This is a genomic window from Pseudovibrio sp. W64 (genome assembly GCF_001623145.1).
Lineage (GTDB): Bacteria > Pseudomonadota > Alphaproteobacteria > Rhizobiales > Stappiaceae > Pseudovibrio.
Genome location: NZ_LMCI01000009.1, coordinates 25964 through 46024, shown reverse-complemented (window position 1 = coordinate 46024; position 20061 = coordinate 25964). Strand labels below are relative to the sequence as shown.

At 54.4% G+C, this 20061-nt stretch carries 19 protein-coding genes; 8 read left to right on the top strand and 11 right to left on the bottom strand.

The window, feature by feature from the left end; all coding sequences use genetic code 11:
- Positions 1 to 94 precede the first annotated feature (94 nt).
- On the bottom strand, positions 95 to 1369 hold the full coding sequence (locus PsW64_RS06755) for an ABC transporter substrate-binding protein (RefSeq protein WP_063290113.1): 1275 nt from the start codon (positions 1367 to 1369) through the stop codon (positions 95 to 97).
- A 469-nt stretch (positions 1370 to 1838) separates the two neighbouring features.
- On the opposite strand from PsW64_RS06755, the gene PsW64_RS06750 reads away from it, so the two are divergent.
- From PsW64_RS06750 to PsW64_RS06735, 4 genes are all read left to right on the top strand, one after another.
- The gene (locus PsW64_RS06750; RefSeq protein WP_063303153.1) at positions 1839 to 2864 is read left to right on the top strand and encodes a substrate-binding domain-containing protein; all 1026 of its coding nucleotides are present in this window, start codon (positions 1839 to 1841) and stop codon (positions 2862 to 2864) included.
- 99 nt (positions 2865 to 2963) lie between these two features.
- Positions 2964 to 3671: an ABC transporter ATP-binding protein gene (locus PsW64_RS06745; RefSeq protein ID WP_063303152.1), complete on the top strand. Its 708-nt coding sequence runs from the start codon at positions 2964 to 2966 to the stop codon at positions 3669 to 3671.
- Complete coding sequence (locus tag PsW64_RS06740) at positions 3665 to 6037, top strand: ABC transporter permease (protein ID WP_063303151.1); 2373 nt, start codon at positions 3665 to 3667, stop codon at positions 6035 to 6037. Before PsW64_RS06745 ends, PsW64_RS06740 begins: the two co-directional genes overlap by 7 nt.
- A gap of 2 nt (positions 6038 to 6039) precedes the next feature.
- Entirely contained in the window at positions 6040 to 7236 is a 1197-nt protein-coding gene (locus tag PsW64_RS06735; protein ID WP_063303150.1) for an efflux RND transporter periplasmic adaptor subunit, read from the top strand.
- Between the two features lie 30 nt (positions 7237 to 7266).
- Here PsW64_RS06735 and PsW64_RS06730 read toward each other — a convergent pair whose 3' ends face one another.
- Both PsW64_RS06730 and PsW64_RS06725 read right to left on the bottom strand, forming a co-directional pair.
- Positions 7267 to 7560, bottom strand: coding sequence for a hypothetical protein (locus tag PsW64_RS06730; RefSeq protein ID WP_063303149.1), 294 nt, complete (start codon positions 7558 to 7560; stop codon positions 7267 to 7269).
- Between the two features lie 115 nt (positions 7561 to 7675).
- Positions 7676 to 8401 (bottom strand): helix-turn-helix transcriptional regulator, encoded by a 726-nt coding sequence (locus PsW64_RS06725; RefSeq protein WP_193757757.1) that lies wholly within the window; start codon positions 8399 to 8401, stop codon positions 7676 to 7678.
- A gap of 101 nt (positions 8402 to 8502) precedes the next feature.
- Here PsW64_RS06725 and PsW64_RS06720 point away from each other — a divergent pair, with 101 nt between their 5' ends.
- The gene (locus PsW64_RS06720; protein ID WP_063300178.1) at positions 8503 to 9222 is read left to right on the top strand and encodes a glutathione S-transferase family protein; all 720 of its coding nucleotides are present in this window, start codon (positions 8503 to 8505) and stop codon (positions 9220 to 9222) included.
- Between the two features lie 49 nt (positions 9223 to 9271).
- Here the strand turns inward: PsW64_RS06720 and PsW64_RS06715 are convergent, their stop codons facing one another.
- The 3 genes from PsW64_RS06715 to PsW64_RS06705 form a co-directional block, all read right to left on the bottom strand.
- Positions 9272 to 9787: a peroxiredoxin gene (locus PsW64_RS06715; RefSeq protein ID WP_063300177.1), complete on the bottom strand. Its 516-nt coding sequence runs from the start codon at positions 9785 to 9787 to the stop codon at positions 9272 to 9274.
- A 74-nt stretch (positions 9788 to 9861) separates the two neighbouring features.
- Positions 9862 to 11898 carry a TRAP transporter permease gene (locus PsW64_RS06710; protein ID WP_063300176.1) on the bottom strand — a complete coding sequence of 679 codons (2037 nt, stop codon included), beginning with the start codon at positions 11896 to 11898 and terminating at the stop codon, positions 9862 to 9864.
- Between the two features lie 86 nt (positions 11899 to 11984).
- A complete protein-coding gene (locus PsW64_RS06705; protein WP_057461241.1) occupies positions 11985 to 13004 on the bottom strand; it encodes a TAXI family TRAP transporter solute-binding subunit in 1020 nt (339 codons plus the stop codon).
- 491 nt (positions 13005 to 13495) lie between these two features.
- On the opposite strand from PsW64_RS06705, the gene PsW64_RS06700 reads away from it, so the two are divergent.
- On the top strand, positions 13496 to 14539 hold the full coding sequence (locus PsW64_RS06700) for an alpha/beta fold hydrolase (RefSeq protein WP_208980617.1): 1044 nt from the start codon (positions 13496 to 13498) through the stop codon (positions 14537 to 14539).
- A gap of 412 nt (positions 14540 to 14951) precedes the next feature.
- Here the strand turns inward: PsW64_RS06700 and PsW64_RS06695 are convergent, their stop codons facing one another.
- Entirely contained in the window at positions 14952 to 15704 is a 753-nt protein-coding gene (locus PsW64_RS06695) for an inositol monophosphatase family protein (protein ID WP_063303146.1), read from the bottom strand.
- A gap of 147 nt (positions 15705 to 15851) precedes the next feature.
- On the opposite strand from PsW64_RS06695, the gene PsW64_RS06690 reads away from it, so the two are divergent.
- A complete protein-coding gene (locus PsW64_RS06690) occupies positions 15852 to 16295 on the top strand; it encodes a DUF3429 domain-containing protein (RefSeq protein WP_082831040.1) in 444 nt (147 codons plus the stop codon).
- 99 nt (positions 16296 to 16394) lie between these two features.
- Here PsW64_RS06690 and PsW64_RS06685 read toward each other — a convergent pair whose 3' ends face one another.
- The 4 genes from PsW64_RS06685 to PsW64_RS06670 are packed head-to-tail and all read right to left on the bottom strand — an operon-like array spanning position 16395 to position 18596.
- Positions 16395 to 16772 carry a TIGR01244 family sulfur transferase gene (locus PsW64_RS06685; protein ID WP_063303145.1) on the bottom strand — a complete coding sequence of 126 codons (378 nt, stop codon included), beginning with the start codon at positions 16770 to 16772 and terminating at the stop codon, positions 16395 to 16397.
- Positions 16762 to 17652, bottom strand: coding sequence for an MBL fold metallo-hydrolase (locus tag PsW64_RS06680; RefSeq protein WP_082831039.1), 891 nt, complete (start codon positions 17650 to 17652; stop codon positions 16762 to 16764). The genes PsW64_RS06685 and PsW64_RS06680 overlap by 11 nt, the downstream gene beginning before the upstream one ends.
- 49 nt (positions 17653 to 17701) lie before the next feature.
- Positions 17702 to 18142 (bottom strand): DUF6691 family protein, encoded by a 441-nt coding sequence (locus PsW64_RS06675; protein WP_063294071.1) that lies wholly within the window; start codon positions 18140 to 18142, stop codon positions 17702 to 17704.
- A gap of 1 nt (position 18143) precedes the next feature.
- Entirely contained in the window at positions 18144 to 18596 is a 453-nt protein-coding gene (locus tag PsW64_RS06670; protein ID WP_063303144.1) for a YeeE/YedE family protein, read from the bottom strand.
- A 305-nt stretch (positions 18597 to 18901) separates the two neighbouring features.
- Here PsW64_RS06670 and PsW64_RS06665 point away from each other — a divergent pair, with 305 nt between their 5' ends.
- A complete protein-coding gene (locus PsW64_RS06665) occupies positions 18902 to 20050 on the top strand; it encodes an acyl-CoA dehydrogenase family protein (protein WP_063303218.1) in 1149 nt (382 codons plus the stop codon).
- Positions 20051 to 20061 lie beyond the last annotated feature (11 nt).

Sequence of the window (20061 nt, the reverse complement as noted above, 5' to 3'; positions counted from 1 at the left end):
TTTCAGGGAAACTCCAAGGAACCACCCAGGAGCTCGGTTCAGTGTTGCGGCCATCGGGAGGCCGCAACACAGATCGCAAGTCTAGGGAGGAGACTTACCAGCCTTTACGCTTGATGCGTTTCAGGTTCTTTTCAAGCTTCGCAAGGGATGCCTCTGCTTCGGTTTTACCGGAAAGCACGTCATGCACTGCATTGTAAAATGCATTGGAAACTTTGTTGTAGTTAGAGCCAGTTGCACGGGATGGACGTGCCACAGCATTGGTGAAGGTGTCTTTCAACTGACCCATGAACGGGCTTGCTGCAAGAACATCCGCATCAGAGTACAGCTCAGCAATGGTTGGGTTGTAAGACCCTTCGATAGCGCGCTGTTTCTGGCTCTTTTTGCTGGTCAGGTGCATAACAAGACTTGCAGCTGCTTCAGGGTCTTTGGAGTATTTGGAAACAGCAAGCTGCCAACCACCAAGAGTACCGGTCTGCTTTCCGTCTTCACCACCTTTTGGCAGAGCCATCACACCGATCTTGCCTTTGATCGGAGAATCGTCAGCCTGACCGAGAGACCATGCATAAGGCCAGTTACGCATGAACACTGCATTACCGGACTGGAACACACCGCGTGCATCTTCTTCCTGATAGGAAAGAACACCAGAAGGTGCAATTGTACCGGTCCAGCTTGCTGCAAGGGACAGAGCTTTTACAGCTTTTTCGTTGTTGATGGTGATATCGCCATCAGCGTTCACAACATCGCCGCCGCCAAAGCTGTCGACCCACTCAAGAGCATCACAGGTCAGACCTTCATAAGCCTTCGCCTGATAAACAAAGCCCCACATTTTATTGTTGCCAGCTGCGCGTTCAGCATCCTGAATTTTTTTCGCGCTTGCGGTCAGATCACCCCAGGTTTCAGGAGCCTTTTCGCCGTGCTTTTCAAGCAGGTCTTTGCGGTAGAACAGCAGGCCAGCATCAGTGTACCAAGGCATAGCAACCAGCTTGCCCTTGTAGGTGTTGTTCGCAACGATTGGCTGGAAGTGCATGTCTTCTGCGCCATTGGAATATGGCTTCAGATCAGCAAGGTGGCTTCCCAGAATACCCGGCCAGATAACGTCAATCTGGAAAACATCAATATCAGAAGAACCAGAGCTCAGGATCTGCTGGTACAGCGCCAGCTGCTCGGTAGATGATGCAGGTGCAGCGAAAAACTTAACGGTGTTGCCAGTTTCTTTAGCCCACTCGGTTGCAGCACCTTTACAGAGCTTAGCGCCCTGACCAACGCTACCGCAAACAACGGTAACTTCAGCAGCCATTGCATAACCCGCAACGCCAGCCATACCAGCAACAGCAACAGCAGAACCTAATAATGTACGACGGATACCCATAATGGGACGCCTCCCTGTTTCGTCCATGGCCCTTGGTTCAACGAATTCCCAATCGTTGTCCGGCCATTAATTACCCCTCCAGAGCGAAGGGCTCCCCAAACACTGGTCATCTTTCAAAAGATTCCCAAAGCGCTTTGAGACAAGCAAAGTTTAGTCACCGGTCTAAGTCAATAGTAAAAATCCATAGGAACTTTTGTGAGGCTGTCCATCTGGCGTCATATTTTGCAACGCAGCACCCACAAAATAGCTGAATTCTCCTAAGTTTAGAGCCCATCCTATGTGGTATTTTACTGCACCTCTGAAAAATATCAGTTTTCCACTGTCTCCGTTACCGTTTCCAAAGCGCTTTGGAAAAGACAAAGGTCCTACTGGATTTTAGGCAGACTTCTGGGTTAGATTTCATCCAAGCATGCGGGAGAAAAAGGGGCTATAAACAAGGCGCACAGCAAGTTTGAGCCATTGAATTATTATGAATCTTAAGAGTTTAGCCAATCATCTCGGTCTTTCACAAACCACAGTCAGCAGAGCACTGAACGGGTATTCTGACGTGTCTCTCGCCACCCGAAACCGGGTTTCGGAGGCAGCAAAGACCTATGGCTATCGTCCCAATGTCAACGCACGCCGTCTGGCAACCGGACGCTCCTGCGTGATCGGCATCGCCTTCCCCACTGACATGAACATGTTTCTCGACCCGCATTTCATCGAGTTTCTGACAGGTCTTTCTGAGAAGGCATCCGAGCTTGACTACGACATCATGATCTCTTCCTCGCAGAGTGAGGAAGTGGACGTCTACCGCCGCTTTGCGGAAAAAGGCACCGTTGATCTGGTGATCCTGTCCAACGTGGATCTGAGTGAAGAACGCATCCGTCTGCTGCAAGACCTCAACATCCCATTCATCGTGCATGGCCGCACTGCCACCTGTGATAGCTACTCGTACATCGACATCGACAACTACGGCGTCTTCCACGAGCCCACAAAGATGCTGCTGGAAATGGGTCACGACAAGATCGCGATCCTCAACGGCCATCCAAACCGTGTCTACGCCATTGACCGGCTCAACGGCTGGCAGGATGCGTTGAAGGAACGAGGCGTCACGCCGAACCCGGATTATATGCGTGCAGGCGCTATGTCAGAGGAAAACGGCTACACCTTCGCCATGGAGATCTTGCAGCTCGAAAACCGCCCGACTGCCCTGCTCTGCTCAAGTGTGGTCATGGCAAAAGGCGCGTACAGAGCCTGTAACGAACTCGGCATCAAGATCGGTTCTGAAGTCTCCATCGTCGCCCACGATGACAACGTGCCCCTCGCACAAGCATCTGACATGAACCCGCCACTGACCGTCACCCGCTCACCACTGCGCGATGCAGGTCGGGAGATCGCGATCATGGCGATGAACTACCTCAAGGGCACAGACATCAAAGAGCTGCAATGCCTGTGGCACCCGGAACTTATTTTCCGCAAATCTGTAGGCGCACCGCCACGCACTGACATCTAGCCTAGGGAATTTACTCAGTTCCTTGAGTGGGATCATTGCCATACAACTTGAGTCTGAGGCTATAGTGTAACGTAGCTGCACATTCAGGTTGGGGCCCCTATGCCGACGCCAGTATTTATTGCTGAAAACACGACAAAAACCTATGTCACCAACGAGGTTGAGGTGCACGCACTTCGCGGTGTCTCCATGACACTCTTTGAAGGTGAAATGGTTGTGCTACTAGGGCCATCCGGCTCCGGCAAATCCACATTCCTGAACATTCTCGGCGGTCTCGACAATGCCACCTCCGGCACAGTCTCGTTCATAGGCAAAAACCTGACGGACTTCAGCGAAAGCGAACTGACCCGCTATCGGCGCGATTACGTCGGCTTCGTCTTCCAGTTCTACAACCTCATTCCCAGCCTCAACGCATGGGAAAACGTGGCTCTGACAACAGAGATCGCCAAGGACCCGATGGACCCACAGGAAGCCCTGGAACTGGTCGGCCTCGGCAAACGCTCCTCCCACTTCCCGGCGGAAATGTCCGGCGGCGAACAGCAACGCGTCGCTATCGCCCGTGCCATCGCCAAAAGGCCGGAAGTCCTGCTTTGCGATGAACCCACTGGTGCGCTCGACACCAAAACCGGCACACTGGTTCTGGAAGCCTTACAGCGCATCAATCTGGAACTTGGCACGACCACCGCAATCATCACGCACAACACGGCCATCCAGCAAATGGCAAACCGTGTCTACGTCTTCAAAGACGGCGCAATCGAGAGCACGCACGAAAACGAAACACCCAAGCAGCCTTCGGAGGTTGCATGGTAGCTCTGCCCGTCCTTGACCGAAAAGTCATCCGCGACTTGAAACGCCTGTGGGCGCAAGTGCTCGCGATTGCTTTGGTCATGGCCTGCGGAGTGATGACGCTGATTCTCGCACAAGGCGCCTACCGCTCTCTCAGCCAGACACAGGAAACCTATTACGACCAGTACCGCTTCGGCCACATCTTCGCACAAGCCGTCCGTGCACCTGATCACCTGAAAGACCGCATCGCAGCCATTGATGGCGTAGCAGCAGTCGAAATGCGCATCGTCCGCTCCGCCATCCTCGATATTCCGCAGATGGCAGAACCCGCCGCTGGCATTGCGCTTTCCTTGCCCTCAGGCAGAAAGCCTGCCGTCAACCGCCTCTACTTACGCGCAGGCCGCTTGCCGGAAGGCTCCCGTACCAACCAGGTCGCTCTGGATTCCCGCTTCGCCAAAGCACATGGCCTCAACCCCGGCGACACGTTCAGCGCAATCTTGAACGGCAAGAAGCTCAACCTCGAAATCACGGGCATCATCCTCTCCCCCGAGTTCATCTACGCTCTCGGCCCCGGAGATCTGGTTCCCGATGACCGCCGCTTCGCCGTCTTCTTCATGGCCCAATCCGCCATGGAAGGCCTGTTCGACATGAAGAATGCGGCCAACGACATCTCCCTGAGGCTGCTCAGGGGCGCCTGTACACCTTGCGTACTGGAGCAACTCGACCGCCTGCTCAAACCATACGGCGGCACTGGCGCGTATAAACGCAAAGACCAGCAATCCCATGCCTTTCTGGATGCGGAGCTCACCCAGCTTTCCGCCATGGCAAAAGTGCTGCCTCCCATATTCCTGCTGGTCTCCGCTTTCCTCGTCAACATGATCCTGTCCCGCCTGATCGCTCTGGAGCGGGAGCAGATCGGCCTCCTGAAAGCCTGCGGTTACTCTTCATGGTCCGTCGCGGGTCACTACGCCAAACTCGTCTCTTTCATTGCGCTTCTGGGCGTTGGAATCGGCTCCATTGCTGGCAATTACATGGGCAAGCTGATGACCCAAATGTATGCGCAGTACTTCTCGTTCCCATTCCTCGTGTTCGATGAAAGCCCGGACCTCTACCTTATCGCCGCCGCCATCTCGCTACTCGCTGCTTTGGGCGGTGCGCTCTCTTCCATCATGAAGGCCGCCCGCCTGCCACCCGCAGTCGCCATGCGCCCACCTGCACCGCCACGTTTCCGCAGTTTCCTCTCGCTCAAGTCCAGGCGTGTGCGCATCCTGTCCCAGCTCAGCACCATGGGCCTGCGTCATCTCATGCACAATCCGGTGCGCAGCCTGCTCACCAGCCTTGGCGTCTCTTTCGCGCTGGCCCTGCTCGTCTCCGCGCTGTTCCTGACCAACTCCATGGACCACATGATCAACGTGGCCTTCAACAAGGCAGAAACAGCAGATGCCCGCCTGACACTGGCAGATGACAAAGCCCCCAGCGTGCTCGATGACATCCTGCGCCTGCCCGGCGTTCTCACCGCAGAAGCCTACAGACAAGAACCTGTCATCCTGCGCTTTGGTCCCAAAGAAAAGCGCGTCGCCATCACAGGCCGACCAACCAACGCCAACCTCTCCCGCATTTTGGACCTTGATGAGCGCGCTATCGAAATGCCCCGCACCGGTCTCATGCTGCCAACTCACCTCGCCAACCAGCTGGGTGTAAAGCCGGGCGAGATGCTCACCGTAGAGCTCACCAAGCACAACTCGATCCTGCGGCAAGTGCGTGTCTCCGGCACTGTCACCAGCTACATGGGCATCTCCGCCTCCATGCACATAGACGCGCTGAACGCCCTTGTCCCCACAGGCCCACGCATCTCTGATCTGGCGATCTATATCGACCGCACACGACTTGATGATCTCTACGACGCTGTCAAACAAACACCGGGCCTCGGCGGCATCGCCATGCAGATGCTTTCTCGCGAAAAGTTCCGCGAGCTCATGGACCAGAGCGTCAACTCCATGCTGGTGGCCTACATCACCATCGCAGTCATCGTTGCCTTTGGCGTGGTCTACAACGCCGCCCGCATTCAGCTGTCAGAGCGGGGCCGCGAGCTCGCCAGCCTGCGCGTCATCGGCTTCTCTAAGCAGGAAGTGTTCCACGTCATTCTGGTGGAAATGGCCATGATTGTTCTGCTGGCACAGCCCATGGGCTGGCTCATCGGCTATGGCATGGCAGCGGGCATGATACAGGGCTTCGCCAGTGATCTCTTCCGCGTGCCGCTTGTGGTGCTGCCAAGCACCTATGCCATCGCCAGCTTTGTCATTCTCACAGCTGCACTGGCCTGCGCACTCATCGTGCGCCGCCGTGTGGGCAAACTTGATCTCATCAAAACCTTAAAAACGAGGGAATAGGAATGAACGGTAAATACGTCAAACGAGGCGCATATATTGCTGTCGCCCTGCTCGTTCTTCTCCTCATTGGTTGGGCCTTGCAGGAAAAGCCAATCTCCGTTGAAACAGCCAGGATCACCCGCGGCGACCTGATTGTCACCGTGGAGGAAGACGGCAAAACCCGCGTCAAAGAGATCTACAAAATCTCCGCCCCAATCGCCGGACGGGTCGACCGTTCCCTTCTCGAGGTCGGCGACAAAGTATCCCGTGGCGAAACCACAGTCGCCACCATCAACCCGCTCACCACCCCGTTCATGAACGCCCGCACCAAGGCAGAAGCCCTCGCCGGAGTTGAAACCGCCAAAGCTGCCATCTCCTTGGCAGAAGCTGAGCTTGCCTCCGCCAAGGCAGAACACAAACTGGCCAAGTCAGAACTCATCCGCGCCCAGCGCCTCAACCGCTCCAAAACCATCTCCGATGCTCAGCTGGAACGCGTGGAAATCGACGTCACCCTCAAAGCCGCCAAGGTTCAAAGCGCAGATGCTCAAATCGCACAACGGGGCAGCGACCTGCAAAGCGCCAAAGCCCGCCTGATCGAGCCTCACATCGCACAGGATCCAGAGCGTTCAGAGGAACTTGCCGTACGCATGATCACACCCATCAACGGTGTCGTCCTCAATCTGGCAGTTGAAAGTGAGCAGACCATCCAGTCTGGCGCGCTCCTGATGGAACTGGGCGACCCTGCTGACATCGAGGTGGTTGTTGACCTGCTCTCTACTGAGGCCGTCAAAATCGCAGAGGGCGCAAATGCAACTCTGGTCGACTGGGGCGGCAACACCCTGAAGGCAACCGTCCGCCGCATTGATCCCGCCGGTTTCACCAAGGTCTCAGCCCTCGGCATCGAAGAGCAACGCGTCAACGCCATTCTGGATCTGGAAACCCCGGCACTGGAACTCGGCCACGGCTTCCACCTGCGTGCTGCCATCGAAACATGGCACGGCCAAAACGTCCTGCGCATTCCCATGACCGCCCTCTTCCGCGAAGGCAACGACTGGGCCACCTTCAAAGTCGTCAACGGCAAAGCCCAACTCCAACTCCTGACAATCGGCGCCTTCAACCAAGACATGGCCGAAGTCCGCGCTGGTTTGAACCAGAACGACACCGTGATCCAGTTCCCAGGAGATACGGTCTCACATGGCACGGCAGTGACGGCGGAGTGAGCATGAAAGGGGAGGCAATGCCTCTTCCCATCAATAAAAGATATCTTCGACAAATTTGTAGATCAGATAGAGTGCCAGATAAGCAAGGAATGAGCTGGAAACACCTGCAACGAGTGCCATGTATCCATTTCCTCGGAACATGCCTGGATCAGAAAAACCATAGTTAAAAAGAACCCAGAACATCGTTCCGAGCGATACGCCCATGGCCCCTATAAACAGCAACACCCGCGCGAGTTTGTTCGAGCGGAAATACACCTCAGCATTACGCCCAATAATAAGAATCTCAGCCAACACCGTGTAGACATAGGCGGTAGCGAGTAACATCAAGCTGTTCCAAATGACGTAATTCAAAATGCGTTCCGCACCTGTTTAAAGGCAACATCAAAACACAACCATTATTACCCACAAAACAAACTATAACAACCTTAGGGAGCGTCACTTACATCTTAAGAGCTGCCTTCTCTGCCTCTTTCTCCCGCCTTGCCAGTTCCATCTTCCACCAGCGATCTCGCAGAGTGACGCGGTTTTCGCGGTAGCGGTCTTCCAGCACATCCATGTGGGCCACACGGTCTGTCCGGAAGGCGCGGAAGTCCTTGCGCAGTTCGCACCACGCCACGATCATTCGAGAATGTGCAAAGAAGGTCAGGCTCAGCGGCCATATAAGGCGCTCGCTCATCTCACCCTGCGCGTCTTCATAGGTCAGCCGCAACTTGTTCTGCCCGCGAATAGCCTGCCGCACATCCTTCAGCTCAATCCGTGCGGTGGGAATCGGCTCCACCCCAAAATCCGGCGCATAGAGCGGGGCTTCAATAAACTCGTCCCGCGCTTCGGGAGACAGCACCGCCGCAATCTTAGCAATCACGTCACTGGCTGTGCGAATAAGCTGCTCATCCCCACGCACTTGCACATGGCGCAGGCCCATCATCACCGCTTCCAGCTCATCACTGTTGAACATCAACGGCGGCAGATCATACCCCTCATCCAGCACATAACCGACCCCCGCCTCCCCGCGGATCGGCACACCAGTCGATTGCAGGCTGACAATGTCGCGGTAAAGCGTGCGAACAGAGATTTCCAGTTCCTCCGCCATCGCATCACCGGTCACCGGCCCACGATGACGTCGCAACAACTGAACGACCTGCAGCAACCGATCTGCCCTGCGCATGAACTCCTCCAAATAAGTTTGGAATGCGAAACACTCCTGACACAATGCTGTCAGGAGCACTTTGCTACCAATCCCCTACCAAACACAAGCGGAGAAAGCAAATGCTCACAAACCACAAATTCAGCGCAAAACTCGATGGTGTCAGCGCAAGCCCGTTTTGCCTGAAAGTAGACATCCTGCTCGCCATGGCGGGCCTGTCCTATGACGTTCTGGAAGGCCCAGCAGCATTGCAAACCGCCCCCAAAGGCAAGCTCCCGGTGATGAAGGACCAAGAAGAGCTCATCGCCGATTCCGAGTTCATCAGACGGCATTTGGTGATCAACTATAACGCTGATTTTTCAGGTGGTTATTCTGAGGCAGAACTGGCTGTGGCCCACGCCTTCATGCGAATGGCAGAGCATTCTCTGTACTTCGTGACCGTCTGTACCCGCTGGCTGCCAGATGAGAACTTTGCTGTCATCGAAGATCAGTTCTTCGGTATCCTGCCACCGGAAATGCGCAGCTCCCTTGCAAACGAGTCTCGCAAAAGCGTCATCACCAAAGTCAACAATCACGGCTACGGCCAGCACACATGGGAAGAGCGCCTCGCATTGGGCCGTGCAGACTTGCAAGCCATCTCCACCCAACTCGGTGACAAACCATTTCTGCTCGGCGATCGCCCCTGCTTTGCTGATGCCGCCATCGGCGCCCAAATCCTCTGCACCCTCTCCAACCTGCCCTTCTCCGGCTGGAAGGAAACCACCGAGCAGTTCCCCAACCTCGTCGCCTACGCAGACCGCATCAAAGAAGCCTACCCGGAGAAAGCAACCGAAGCAGCCTAATCAACACCCCCGCCGGATTGGTGCATCCGGCGGGGGCTTGTCACATTCACTACGACTGCTTCAAATACGCAATCACATCCTCAGCATTCTGCGCCGGATCACTCACCGGATACATAACGTGTTCCATCGCACCATCTTTGATGATCATGGTGAGCCTTTTCAGCAGAACCATGCCACCAGCCTCAAAAGTCGGCAGCTCCATCGCCTTCGTCAGTTCCAGTTCCTCATCAGAAAGCAAAGCAAACGGCAGATGCAAACGCTCAGCAGCTTCAGCCTGAAACGCTGTCGACTGAGTAGAAAGCCCAAACACCGCTTGCGCCCCAACCGCTTTTAACTCACCAAAGTGATCCCGGAATGCACAGGATTGAGGCGTACATCCACGAGCTCCGGGAATGAGATCCCACCCTTCAATTGGCCCTTCATTTGGAGGGCTTGTTCTAGGATAGGCATAGACAACAGTGCGGCCCTGTAACGCTGACAAATCAATCATCTCAGCATTGGTTGTCCGCAGTTTCAGCGCCGGAAGCTTCATGCCAAGCAAACTCTTAGTGTCAGTCACAATCAATCAAACCTTCTCCAATAAAAACCCCGCCGAACATTCTCATCCGGCGGGGCTATCTCACTCATAAAACATCGCCGCTAAGCGTCTTGCGTCATCAGCTGTTGGTTCTTACGTGCCATCACCTGCCGCACCACAACAGGCAGCATCAACACTCCACCGATTGCCATGGTTTGCAAGCCCGGCGCAACGAAGAACATCGCCGCAAAGGCCGTCCAATACCGCTCCAGCTTATTCAGCCCCGCCAGCATGTAGCCAGAGAACGCCACACCCAGCAGACCAATGCCACACATGGCACCCGCCAGAGTTACGCTCAGGTCGTACCAGGTGAACTCCGGCGTCACCAACAGCAGTGCAGGAGAGTAAACGAACACAAACGGCACCAGCGCCTTTGCGATACCAAGACGGAACGCCGTGTTGCCGGTCTTGAACGGGTTCGCACCAGCAATCCCAGCCCCGGCATAAGCAGCCAGCGCCACAGGCGGCGTAATGTCTGCAAGTACGCCGTAGTAGAACACGAAGAAGTGCGCCACCAGCGGCTGAACGCCCAGCAAGGCAAGCGCAGGTGCAGCAATGGAAACCAGAATGATGTAGGTCGCCGTTGTCGGAATACCCGCGCCCATGATGATGCAGGCAACTGCCGTAAACAACAGGGTGAAGAACAGCGTCAGCCCATTCTGCGTCACATACTCTGCAAGCATACCGGACGCAATAAACCCGCCCAGATCAGAAGCAGCCTGTGTCACCACAAACGAAAGCCGGAAGCCCGTTCCCGTCAGCGTCACCACGCCAACAATGATGCCAACAGCTGCAGCAGCAGCCCCAACAGCCAGCGAGTACTTGGCCCCTGTCGCCAGGGACTCAATCAGGTCTTTGAGACCCATCCGGTTATGCGGGTTTAAAATCCCAACAACCACACAAGCAGTAATCCCCCAAACCGCTGCAAAGTCGGGCGTTTTACCGGAGATGATCAGGTAAACCAGAATGCCCAGCGGGATGACGGAGAGCCAGTGCTGCTTCATCACCACCAACGCTTTCGGCAGCTCATCCTTGGTAAGGCCGCGCAAACCAAGGCGTTTGGCTTCCAGATGCACCATCACAAAGATGCCGAAGTAATGCAGCATTGCCGGGAACATCGCCGCAAGCAGCACCTCACGGTACGGGATCTCTAAAAACTCCACCATGATGAAGGCAGCAGCCCCCATAATCGGCGGCGTAATCTGCCCGCCCGTTGATGCCGTCGCTTCAACAGCCCCCGCAAAGTGTGGCGGATAACCAACCTTTTTCATCGCTGGAATGGTGAGCGAGCCTGTCGTCACCGTGTTGGCAATGGAACTGCCGGAAATCGTGCCCAGCATGGCAGAGGAGAAGATCGCAACCTTCGCAGGCCCGCCTGCATAGCGTCCGGCAATCACAGAGGCCAGATCAATAAACAACTGCCCAAGGCCAATGCGCGTGGCTAAAACCCCAAACAAAACAAACAGGAACACATACTTGGCAACCACACCAATGGCGATGCCGTAAATGCCCTGGTTCGTCATATATAGGTGATTGATCAGCCCCGTCCAACTCGCGCCCGGGTGCCGCAGAGCGCCCGGTGCGTACATGCCAAACACAGCATAGCCAACAAAGATCAGCGCAATCAGCGGCAGCGTTGGCCCAACGGATCGCCGCGCAGCTTCCAGCACCAGCACCAGCAGCACGGTGCCCATAAACACATCAATCGGCGCAGGAGCCCCAACACGGGAGGCAACCGCCTCAGCTGGCAACAATGGCAAATACATTGCCGCAGCCACAGCCATCACTGCCAGCACGATATCCCACAGATGCACACCACTCGGGCGCCACCATGTGGAAGGCGCAGGTTGGCTGCTCGTGCTCTTGATGAAACTGAAAAGAACAAACACCAGCCCCAGCACAAACGAAAGGTGAATGCCGCGATGGACAAGCTCTCGAATAAGCCCGAAGCCGGACGCGTAATAATGATAAAGCGACATGGCAACAAGTGCCGCTGTTATAACAACAGCAAGCACTGGACCAGCGGCTCGGAAGGTAAGGTCTGGATCGTATTTCCGTTCCAGATCCTCAAGGGATTGATCTGTCGTATCCTGAGACATCAGCCCTGCGTTTCATTTAGATTGAAAACAGCAGCGCCCGGCAGATGTCTACCGGGCACTGCAAAATCATCAAAGATAACCAGACCCTACTTGATCAGGCCAGCTTCTTTGTAGAAACGCTCGGCACCCGGATGCAGCGGCACACCAAGACCGTCCGTTGCAGTTTCCATGGTGATGGTTTTGCCTTTGGAATGGCCAACATCCAGCAGCTTGCGGGTCTTGTCGTTCCACATCGCTTTGGTGATGTTATAGATCAGCTCGTCGTCTTCTTTCGCGCTGGTGATCCACTGTGCACCAACAGTCAAAGTGGTTGTTGCATCAACACCCTGGTAGGCACCAGATGGAATGTCGGAGCTTGCAAAGAAGCCGTATTTCTCAACCAGGCTCTCAGCTTCAGGACCAGTGATCGGAACGATCTTGATGTCTTCAGCAGACGCCAGCTCAACCACTGCACCGGTTGGGAAACCAGCAACCACGAAGAACGCATCAACCTTGCCGTTACGCAGAGCTTCCGCCGCAGCAGAACCCTTCAGCGCTTCAGCAGTGATGTCAGAGGTGGAAAGGCCATAAGCTGCAAGGATCAGGTTCGCATCCGTGTATGTGCCAGAACCCGGCTCATCCAGAGACACGCGCTTGCCTTTCAGGTCAGCAACAGAGTTAATGCCGCTGTCAGCTTTTGCAATCAGATGGATATGCTCAGGGAACAACGCTGCGATGGAACGCAGATCCTTCATCGGCTCTTTGCCTTCCATGGTGCCGGTACCGGAAAACGCCCAGTAAGCAACATCAGACTGCGCGAAACCAGAGTTACGCAGGCCAGAGTTGATCGCATTCACGTTATCAACGGAACCACGGGAAGAAACAGCAGAAGCAATCAGACCCGGTACACCGCAAGACCCACCAGCATCACACGCACGAGAGCCCGGAGGATTGGAGATCGCATTGGCGATCATGCCGCCAACCGGGTAGTAAGTGTAAGCTGTACCGCCTGTGCCAATGGTAAAGAACTTAAGGTCCTGCGCCAAAGCCTGACCAGAAAACAGCGCCGCGCCGCCAACAATAGCTGCAGCTGTCGCCAATTTAGTAATGGAAGATAGAAGCGTCATAGCCCCCCCCGGGAAATATACGAGAGACAGGATATTCTACGGCGTAGAAGCGCCATAAAATCGTCTGCCCCAAACACTATGAGAAGTCTGAGCAGTCACCGGAAAATCAAAAAGGACGCTCGACTGGTGTAATGAAGTGAACAAGAAATATTCACGCGAATTAGAAAACACGCTTCAACCAGAGATCGCAAGCGAAATACGAAATTTTTCGTAGGCAAGCGCAAGAAAATGTAATTTCAGGTCATTCCAAACACGACTGGCGCACGAATATGTCAGACAAAGTCTGATTTCGGAACAAAAGCTACAAAACTCATTCATGAGCCAAATTCCGCAAGAATTGCGAAGCACGTGCAAATTCAATTGAGTACAGTCCTGATACTACAAATTTGAGCGTGCACGTTCTCTTCGCTATAGACCGGATGGGTGCACATATGATTCATTGGGCTCCGCTGCAATGAAGGAGTGATTTTATGAGGGTAAGTGGCAAAAAGATGCTTCTGTTACTCGTTGTTCTGGTTGGCTTGCTGTTTGCTATCGGTGGCGCTGTTGTCTGGTGGATGATGCAACAACCCATGTTCAAGCCGGGCACCGTTGCCCAGCGCACAGACCTGACGCCCGTCGGCATCTTCGACGACTTCTGGGAAGTCGCACCAGATGTGAAGCTGAAACACTTCTCAACCGGCGAAGGCCGCAACATCCTCTTCATCCATGGTGGACCCGGCATTCCAACCATGGCAAGCGCTCCGGGTTTTGACCTGCTCTCTGACGAGTACCGCGTCAACTACTACGACCAGCGCGGTGTAGGCCACTCCACACGCCCCTTCGACCGCTTCCCGGCAGAAGACAGCACATGGACAAAGATCCAGCTGCTGGAAAGCACCCTCGGCATCTCTCAGCAACTGGCAGATATTGAACGCATCCGCAAACTGCTGGGCGATGACAAGCTCATCCTCATGGGCCACTCCTACGGCGCCCTGCTCGCCTCCCTCTATGCCGCCGAGTTCCCTGAGAATGTCGATAAGCTCGTCTTGCTCAACCCGGCAGACCTGCTCGTCTTCCCCTCTGGCAACAAAGGCTTGTTTGAGAACGTTCGTGAGCTCCTGCCAGAGCGGGACCACAAAGCCTACGACAAATGGCAGCGCCGTTATCTGGATCTCGGTCAGGTCTTCAAGGAGGATGAAGCCAGCCTGCAACAGCTGGATGCAGACTTCCTGCCATACTTCATCAAGGCCACAGGTGACACCATCAAAGGTGCCCCGCCAATCTCACAGGATCTCTTCGGCAGCTGGTACACCCGCGCTCAGTTCTTCGGCCTTGGCAGACGCCATGACTGGAGCAAGCATATGGGCAACATCACCGCTGACACGCTGATCATCCATGGCGACAAAGACTTCCAGCCTCTCGCAGTCTCCGAAATCTATGAGGACGCGATCCCGAACGCAAAGCTGGAACGCATAGAAGAAGCCGCCCACTTCCCACACTTCAACAACCCAGAAGAGCTAGCCGGCAAACTACGCCCGTTCCTGAACAAGTAACCACCACGATCTGCATGCTCCCGGTCGATCTGGGAGCATGCTGCATTCCATTCGGCGCAAGTCGCATCGAGACAGCTCCCGAAGACCACTACCTCCCCAAAGCAAAGCTCTCTACTCCTCCGCCTTAATCAGCTGGTTGTCTTCAGCTGTCAGATCCAGCCCATAGGCCTCACGCACATTCGCGATAAAGGCCAGACAGTACATGATGCAAAAAGAACATCGCCGGAAAGCAGCGATCAAGCCAACCTAGCGCAGCGCAGAGTGAGGGGAATAACTTTTCGGACGGCCAGCAAAACAGGCTGCCCGCCTACCGTGGGACCAGAAACCCCGAGCAACGCAGAAAAAATGCATTCAACGCAAACGAACGCACAAAATAACGCAAAGCAGATATCCCCGCTCCAGAGGCCCTCGCCTAAAGGTAGGGAACCAGAATATCTGAAAGCACAGAGCCCTTCGGATAGGCGTAGACGCTACCCTGCTCATAAACGTAAGGCCCAACCTCAAGACCAGCCTCAGCGCATATGAGTTGGCCGCCCAGCACATCCCAGCTGTTCACGCAGCCATTGTAGGCGCCATCCACCTGTCCCGTCGCTGCCTGGCACAACGCCCACGCTGCAGACCCGCAAATACGGATTTGATGCTGCTCTGACACCAGCCGATTGACCTTGTTGAGGAAATCGAGGTTATTCTCCTGCTTGTAGTTAAAGCACAGGTTCACCACCAGCTCATGGTCACAGGCCTGCCTGGGTCGCAATCTCTTGCCATCCTCAAACGCCCCTATCCCCCGCGCCGCATAAATCGTCCGGCGGTGAAAAGGCGCATGAACAACAGCAACCGCTGGTCCCTGCTCATCAACAAAAGCCATGGAAATACAAAAGTCTGGCCGCCCGTAAAGGTAATTTGTCGTGCCATCGATCGGGTCAATCACCCAGCACGGCGGTTGCAGCTCGCCACCCGTTTCTTCCCCCTTGAAACCATGTTCCGGGAAGGCGTCACTCAACGCCTGCTTGATGCGCCGCTCAACTTCACAGTCCGCTTCACTCACGTAATCCAACAAGCCTTTGCTGCCAATCTGCAGCTTGTCTCGGTCATGAAAGACCTCAAGAGCATAAGCACCAGCCTCCTCTGCAATCATTCGGGCTGTGGTGAGTATCTCTTGCTGCATGTCGGGCACCTTCGCTGGTTATGACCGTCTGGTTGTGCCCTTAAGGTATTGAGCAGTTCATTCAAAAGAGCAACTTCGTATCAGGACTACCTTCAGCCTTAGCCGCTAGCCTTTATCAGGAGTAGAAATGAGCTGGACTGAAACCTGATGAACCGAGAACTGCCCCTGCTCTACGCGTGCCTTGCTCTGGCCGGAACCATTCCGTTTATCGCCGGAGCCATAGGTTTATCAGTGGGTTACTCATTTCTGCCACTGTTGGGCGCAACTGTCATAGCAGTCAGTTTATATGCCCTTGTCATCCTCTCCTTCATGGCGGGAAGCCAATGGGGCATGTTCTTCATCGCCCCTCACCCAAGGCGTGCATGGTTGCTGCTATGGAGCAACTTTGTCGCACTCTCCGGCTGGTGCCTGTTCCTGTTTACCGCTCCAATCATCTTCATTCTCGGACTTATCATCCTGTTCTCGGGCATGCTGTTTGTGGATTTCTTTTTGCAAAATCTGGAAATCACATCGCGAAACTACCTCGGCGTACGCATCACAGCCACCATCATCACGCTCATCGCACTGGGCGTCATCGCGCTCAATGTCTGAGGCTTATCCCCTCTCGACAACCTAAAACCCACCCACAAACGAAAAATGCCAGCAAGGTCTCCCTCACTGGCATCATAAAATCTAACTGTTTGGCAACGCTTACATATTGATAGAGCGCCACAGCATGGTTGACCGGTTCCCACTCCGGCAATACGCCAAAACAGGCCTAGGCGCTTCCGCCAGAAAATCAATCAATTCCTGACCAGCCTCGGTAAAATCTGTCCCCGGTCCAATCGGAATGTAAATGTGCTCCAGACCCTGCTCTTCAGCTGCTCCAGAAACCTCCAGATAAGTCGGCTGGTTCGGTGCTTCATCATCCGGTCGGTTACAGACGATAGACCGGAAACCCTGCTCACGTGCCTTCTCCATGTCCTCAGGATAGAGCTGCCCGGCAACCCAGTAATCCTCGGCAAGTTGACGCGCACGCAGCTGGCCACCACCGCCACCTGAAATTTTCTGAAGTAGATTAGAGAACATTGACTGGCACTTTCAAATAGGTTTGACCGGTTTCGTTTTCTGCCTCAGGCAAACGACCGGCTCTCATATTCACCTGAATGCTCGGCACAATCAGGTTAGGCACATCAAGCGTTGCATCCCGAGCTTCGCGCATTTCGACGAACTTTTCACGACTAGTACTATTACCTACGTGAATGTTCTCCGCTTTCTCAGCAGCAACGGTTGTTTCAAACAAAATCTCACGTCCATTCGCACCATAGTCATGGCACATGAACAAACGCATTTCGTCAGGCAAACTCAACACCTTATGGATAGACGCATACAGCACGGACGCATCCCCGCCCGGGAAGTCAGCACGCGCAGTGCCGCTATCCGGCATAAACAACGTATCCCCCACAAACGCCGCATCACCAATCACATGCACCATGCACGCTGGCGTATGCCCCGGCGTATGCATCGCAAAGCACTTCAGATTCCCGATCTGATAGGTATCCCCGTCCTGAAACAGCTTGTCGAACTGGCTGCCATCGCGTGCAAACTCGGTGCCTGCATTAAACACTTTACCAAACACACCCTGAACAACTGTCACCTGCTCACCAATACCAATCTTGCCCCCCAGCTTCTGCTGAATATAAGGCGCAGCAGACAGGTGGTCAGCATGCACATGGGTTTCGAGCAGCCATTCCAGCTTCAGATCATTTTCGCGGATGTACGCAATGATTTCATCGGCATGCTCAAAGCTGATGCGCCCTGCCGGATAGTCGATATCCATCACACTGTCGATGACCGCACATGCCTTTGTTTCCGGGTCTGTCACCACATAAGTAATGGTGTTCGACACCGGATCAAAGAAATCCTTGATCTCCACTTTCTGATCCATCTGCACAGGATAGCTGCTCATAACCTTCTCCCACCTAAATCCATGATTTATCAATGAAACACATGACAGATCAGGCCTCTTTCAACGCTCTTCGCATTGAGAGGCTGGCAACCAGTCTCGCGACCAGCATCCCCGCCGTCATGCATAAAACAAACACAATCGCCTGAGGCGACAGCAATGAAACTGAAACCAGTGCAGGACCCGGACACAGACCGATTAATCCCCATCCCGCACCAAATGTAGCTGACCCAAAAATCAACCGTTTATCGATCTGCTGAAACGTCGGAATCCGAAAGTCATCCGCCACAAACGGACGCGGTAGAAAGCGCGCCAGACGGAAAAACGGAAAAGCCACCAGAATGGCGCCACCCATCACAAAGGCGAGACTTGGATCCCAATTTCCAAACACATCAAGGAAGTTTTGCACCTTCAAAGGATTGCTCATTCCCGCAACAACCAGCCCCGCCCCAAAGGTCAGGCCAGCCAAAAAACCAGCGATGATCCGTTGCATGTTATCCCCCCACCACGTGGCGAAGAACGAACACAACGGCAATGCCGACCGACATAAAGGTGATCGTCGCGGCCAGTGACCGAACAGACAGGCGCGATAAACCACAAACACCATGCCCACTCGTGCATCCGCTTCCAAACACCGAGCCAAAGCCAACAAGAGCCCCTGCAATCGCAATCAGCGTCAGGTCTCCTGTAAACACCTGCTCAATCTCAAATCCCCCTGCCATCAGCAGCAGAGGCGCAAGAACGATCCCAACAACAAACGACAGTTGCCAGCCCTTCTCACCATGCACCCAGGCCGACTTGCCATTGGCAAGCGTACCGGACTCAAACAAGCGGCTATAAATACCGCTAATCCCCGCAATCCGCCCATTGGCGAGCAACAGGATGACAGTAGACAAGCCGATTAAAACGCCTCCGGCTAACGAGGCATATGGGGTAAACTCAGTCATATTTTATACTCGTTCTTTCCCCTGCAGAGGAAAGTTCGGTTGATGGAGAAACTAACCAGGGCATGCGCGATACCATGATCAAAATGTATGTTTTCTAATTTAGTTTTCTCTAATATATAAGTCGATTTTGGAGAGTCAAGTCACAACCGACAGCAATTATGCCAATCGCCTAATACTCATCGCCAGTTGCGCAGATTGATCGCCTCCCTTAGGCTTGCCGTATACGTAAAGAAACGACCCTAAATCGCTGTTGGGAGATGAATTTGGGAGAACGTCGTTTCTGCTTGAAATACAAAGGGATGGATATGATTGACGAAGACCTGAAAGGTGAACTTGAGCTTTTTCGCGATAATGTAAAGCGGTTCATCGAAGCAGAGATTCTCCCGCACTACGACGAATGGGAGAAGGCAGATATCTTCCCGCGTGACATCTGGAACAAGATGGGCGAGCAAGGCCTGCTCTCTGTAGACACCCCGGAAGCATATGGCGGGTTCGGCACCAACTTCCTGTTCTCCATGGTCATCATTGAAGAGTTCACCCGCGCCAACTGTTCTGGTCTGGGCGTTTCTCTCAGCGTGCATTCCGACATTGTTGCCCCTTATATCCTCAATCACGGCAGTGAAGAGCAGAAGCAAAAGTACCTGCCAAAAATGGTAACAGGCGAGTGCGTCGGCGCCATCGCGATGACTGAACCTGCAGCAGGTTCTGACCTTCAGGGCATTCGCACAATCGCACGCAAAGACGGCGATGATTACATCATCAACGGCAGCAAAATCTTCATCACCAACGGCCAGCATGCAGATGTTGTGATTGTTGTGGCTCGCACAAATCTGGACGTCTCCGGTTCCAAGGGAACCAGCCTTTTCCTCGTTGAAGCTGACAACCCGGGCTTCAAACGCGGTCAGAACCTCGACAAGATCGGTCTGCATTCCTCAGACACATCTGAGCTCTTCTTCGAAGACCTTCGCGTCCCGGCCAGCGCTTGCCTCGGCAGAATGGATGCTGGCTTCCACATCATGATGAACGAGCTCCCACGCGAACGACTTACCCTCGCTGTTGGCGCTGTTGCAGGTGCGGAAGGCGTACTGGCAATGACGGCTGACTACGTCAAAGAACGTCAGGCCTTCGGTCGCCCTGTTGCTACCCTTCAGAACACCCGCTTCAAAATGGCAGAAATGGCAACCGACGTCCGCACCCACCGCGCGTTCGTTGACGAATGCTGCCGCCTGTTCCTGGAAGGCAAGCTCGACAACACAACCGTCAGCATGGCTAAACTCGGCACAACAGAAATGCAAGGCCGCGTTGTAGACGGCTGCCTCCAGCTCCACGGCGGCTACGGTTACATGAGAGAATACGGCGTTTCCCGCGCCTTCGTAGACGCCCGCGTTCAACGCATCTACGGCGGTACTTCAGAGATTATGAAGGAACTGATCAGCCGCGAAGTGCTGGCTTAAACTTCTTCAGA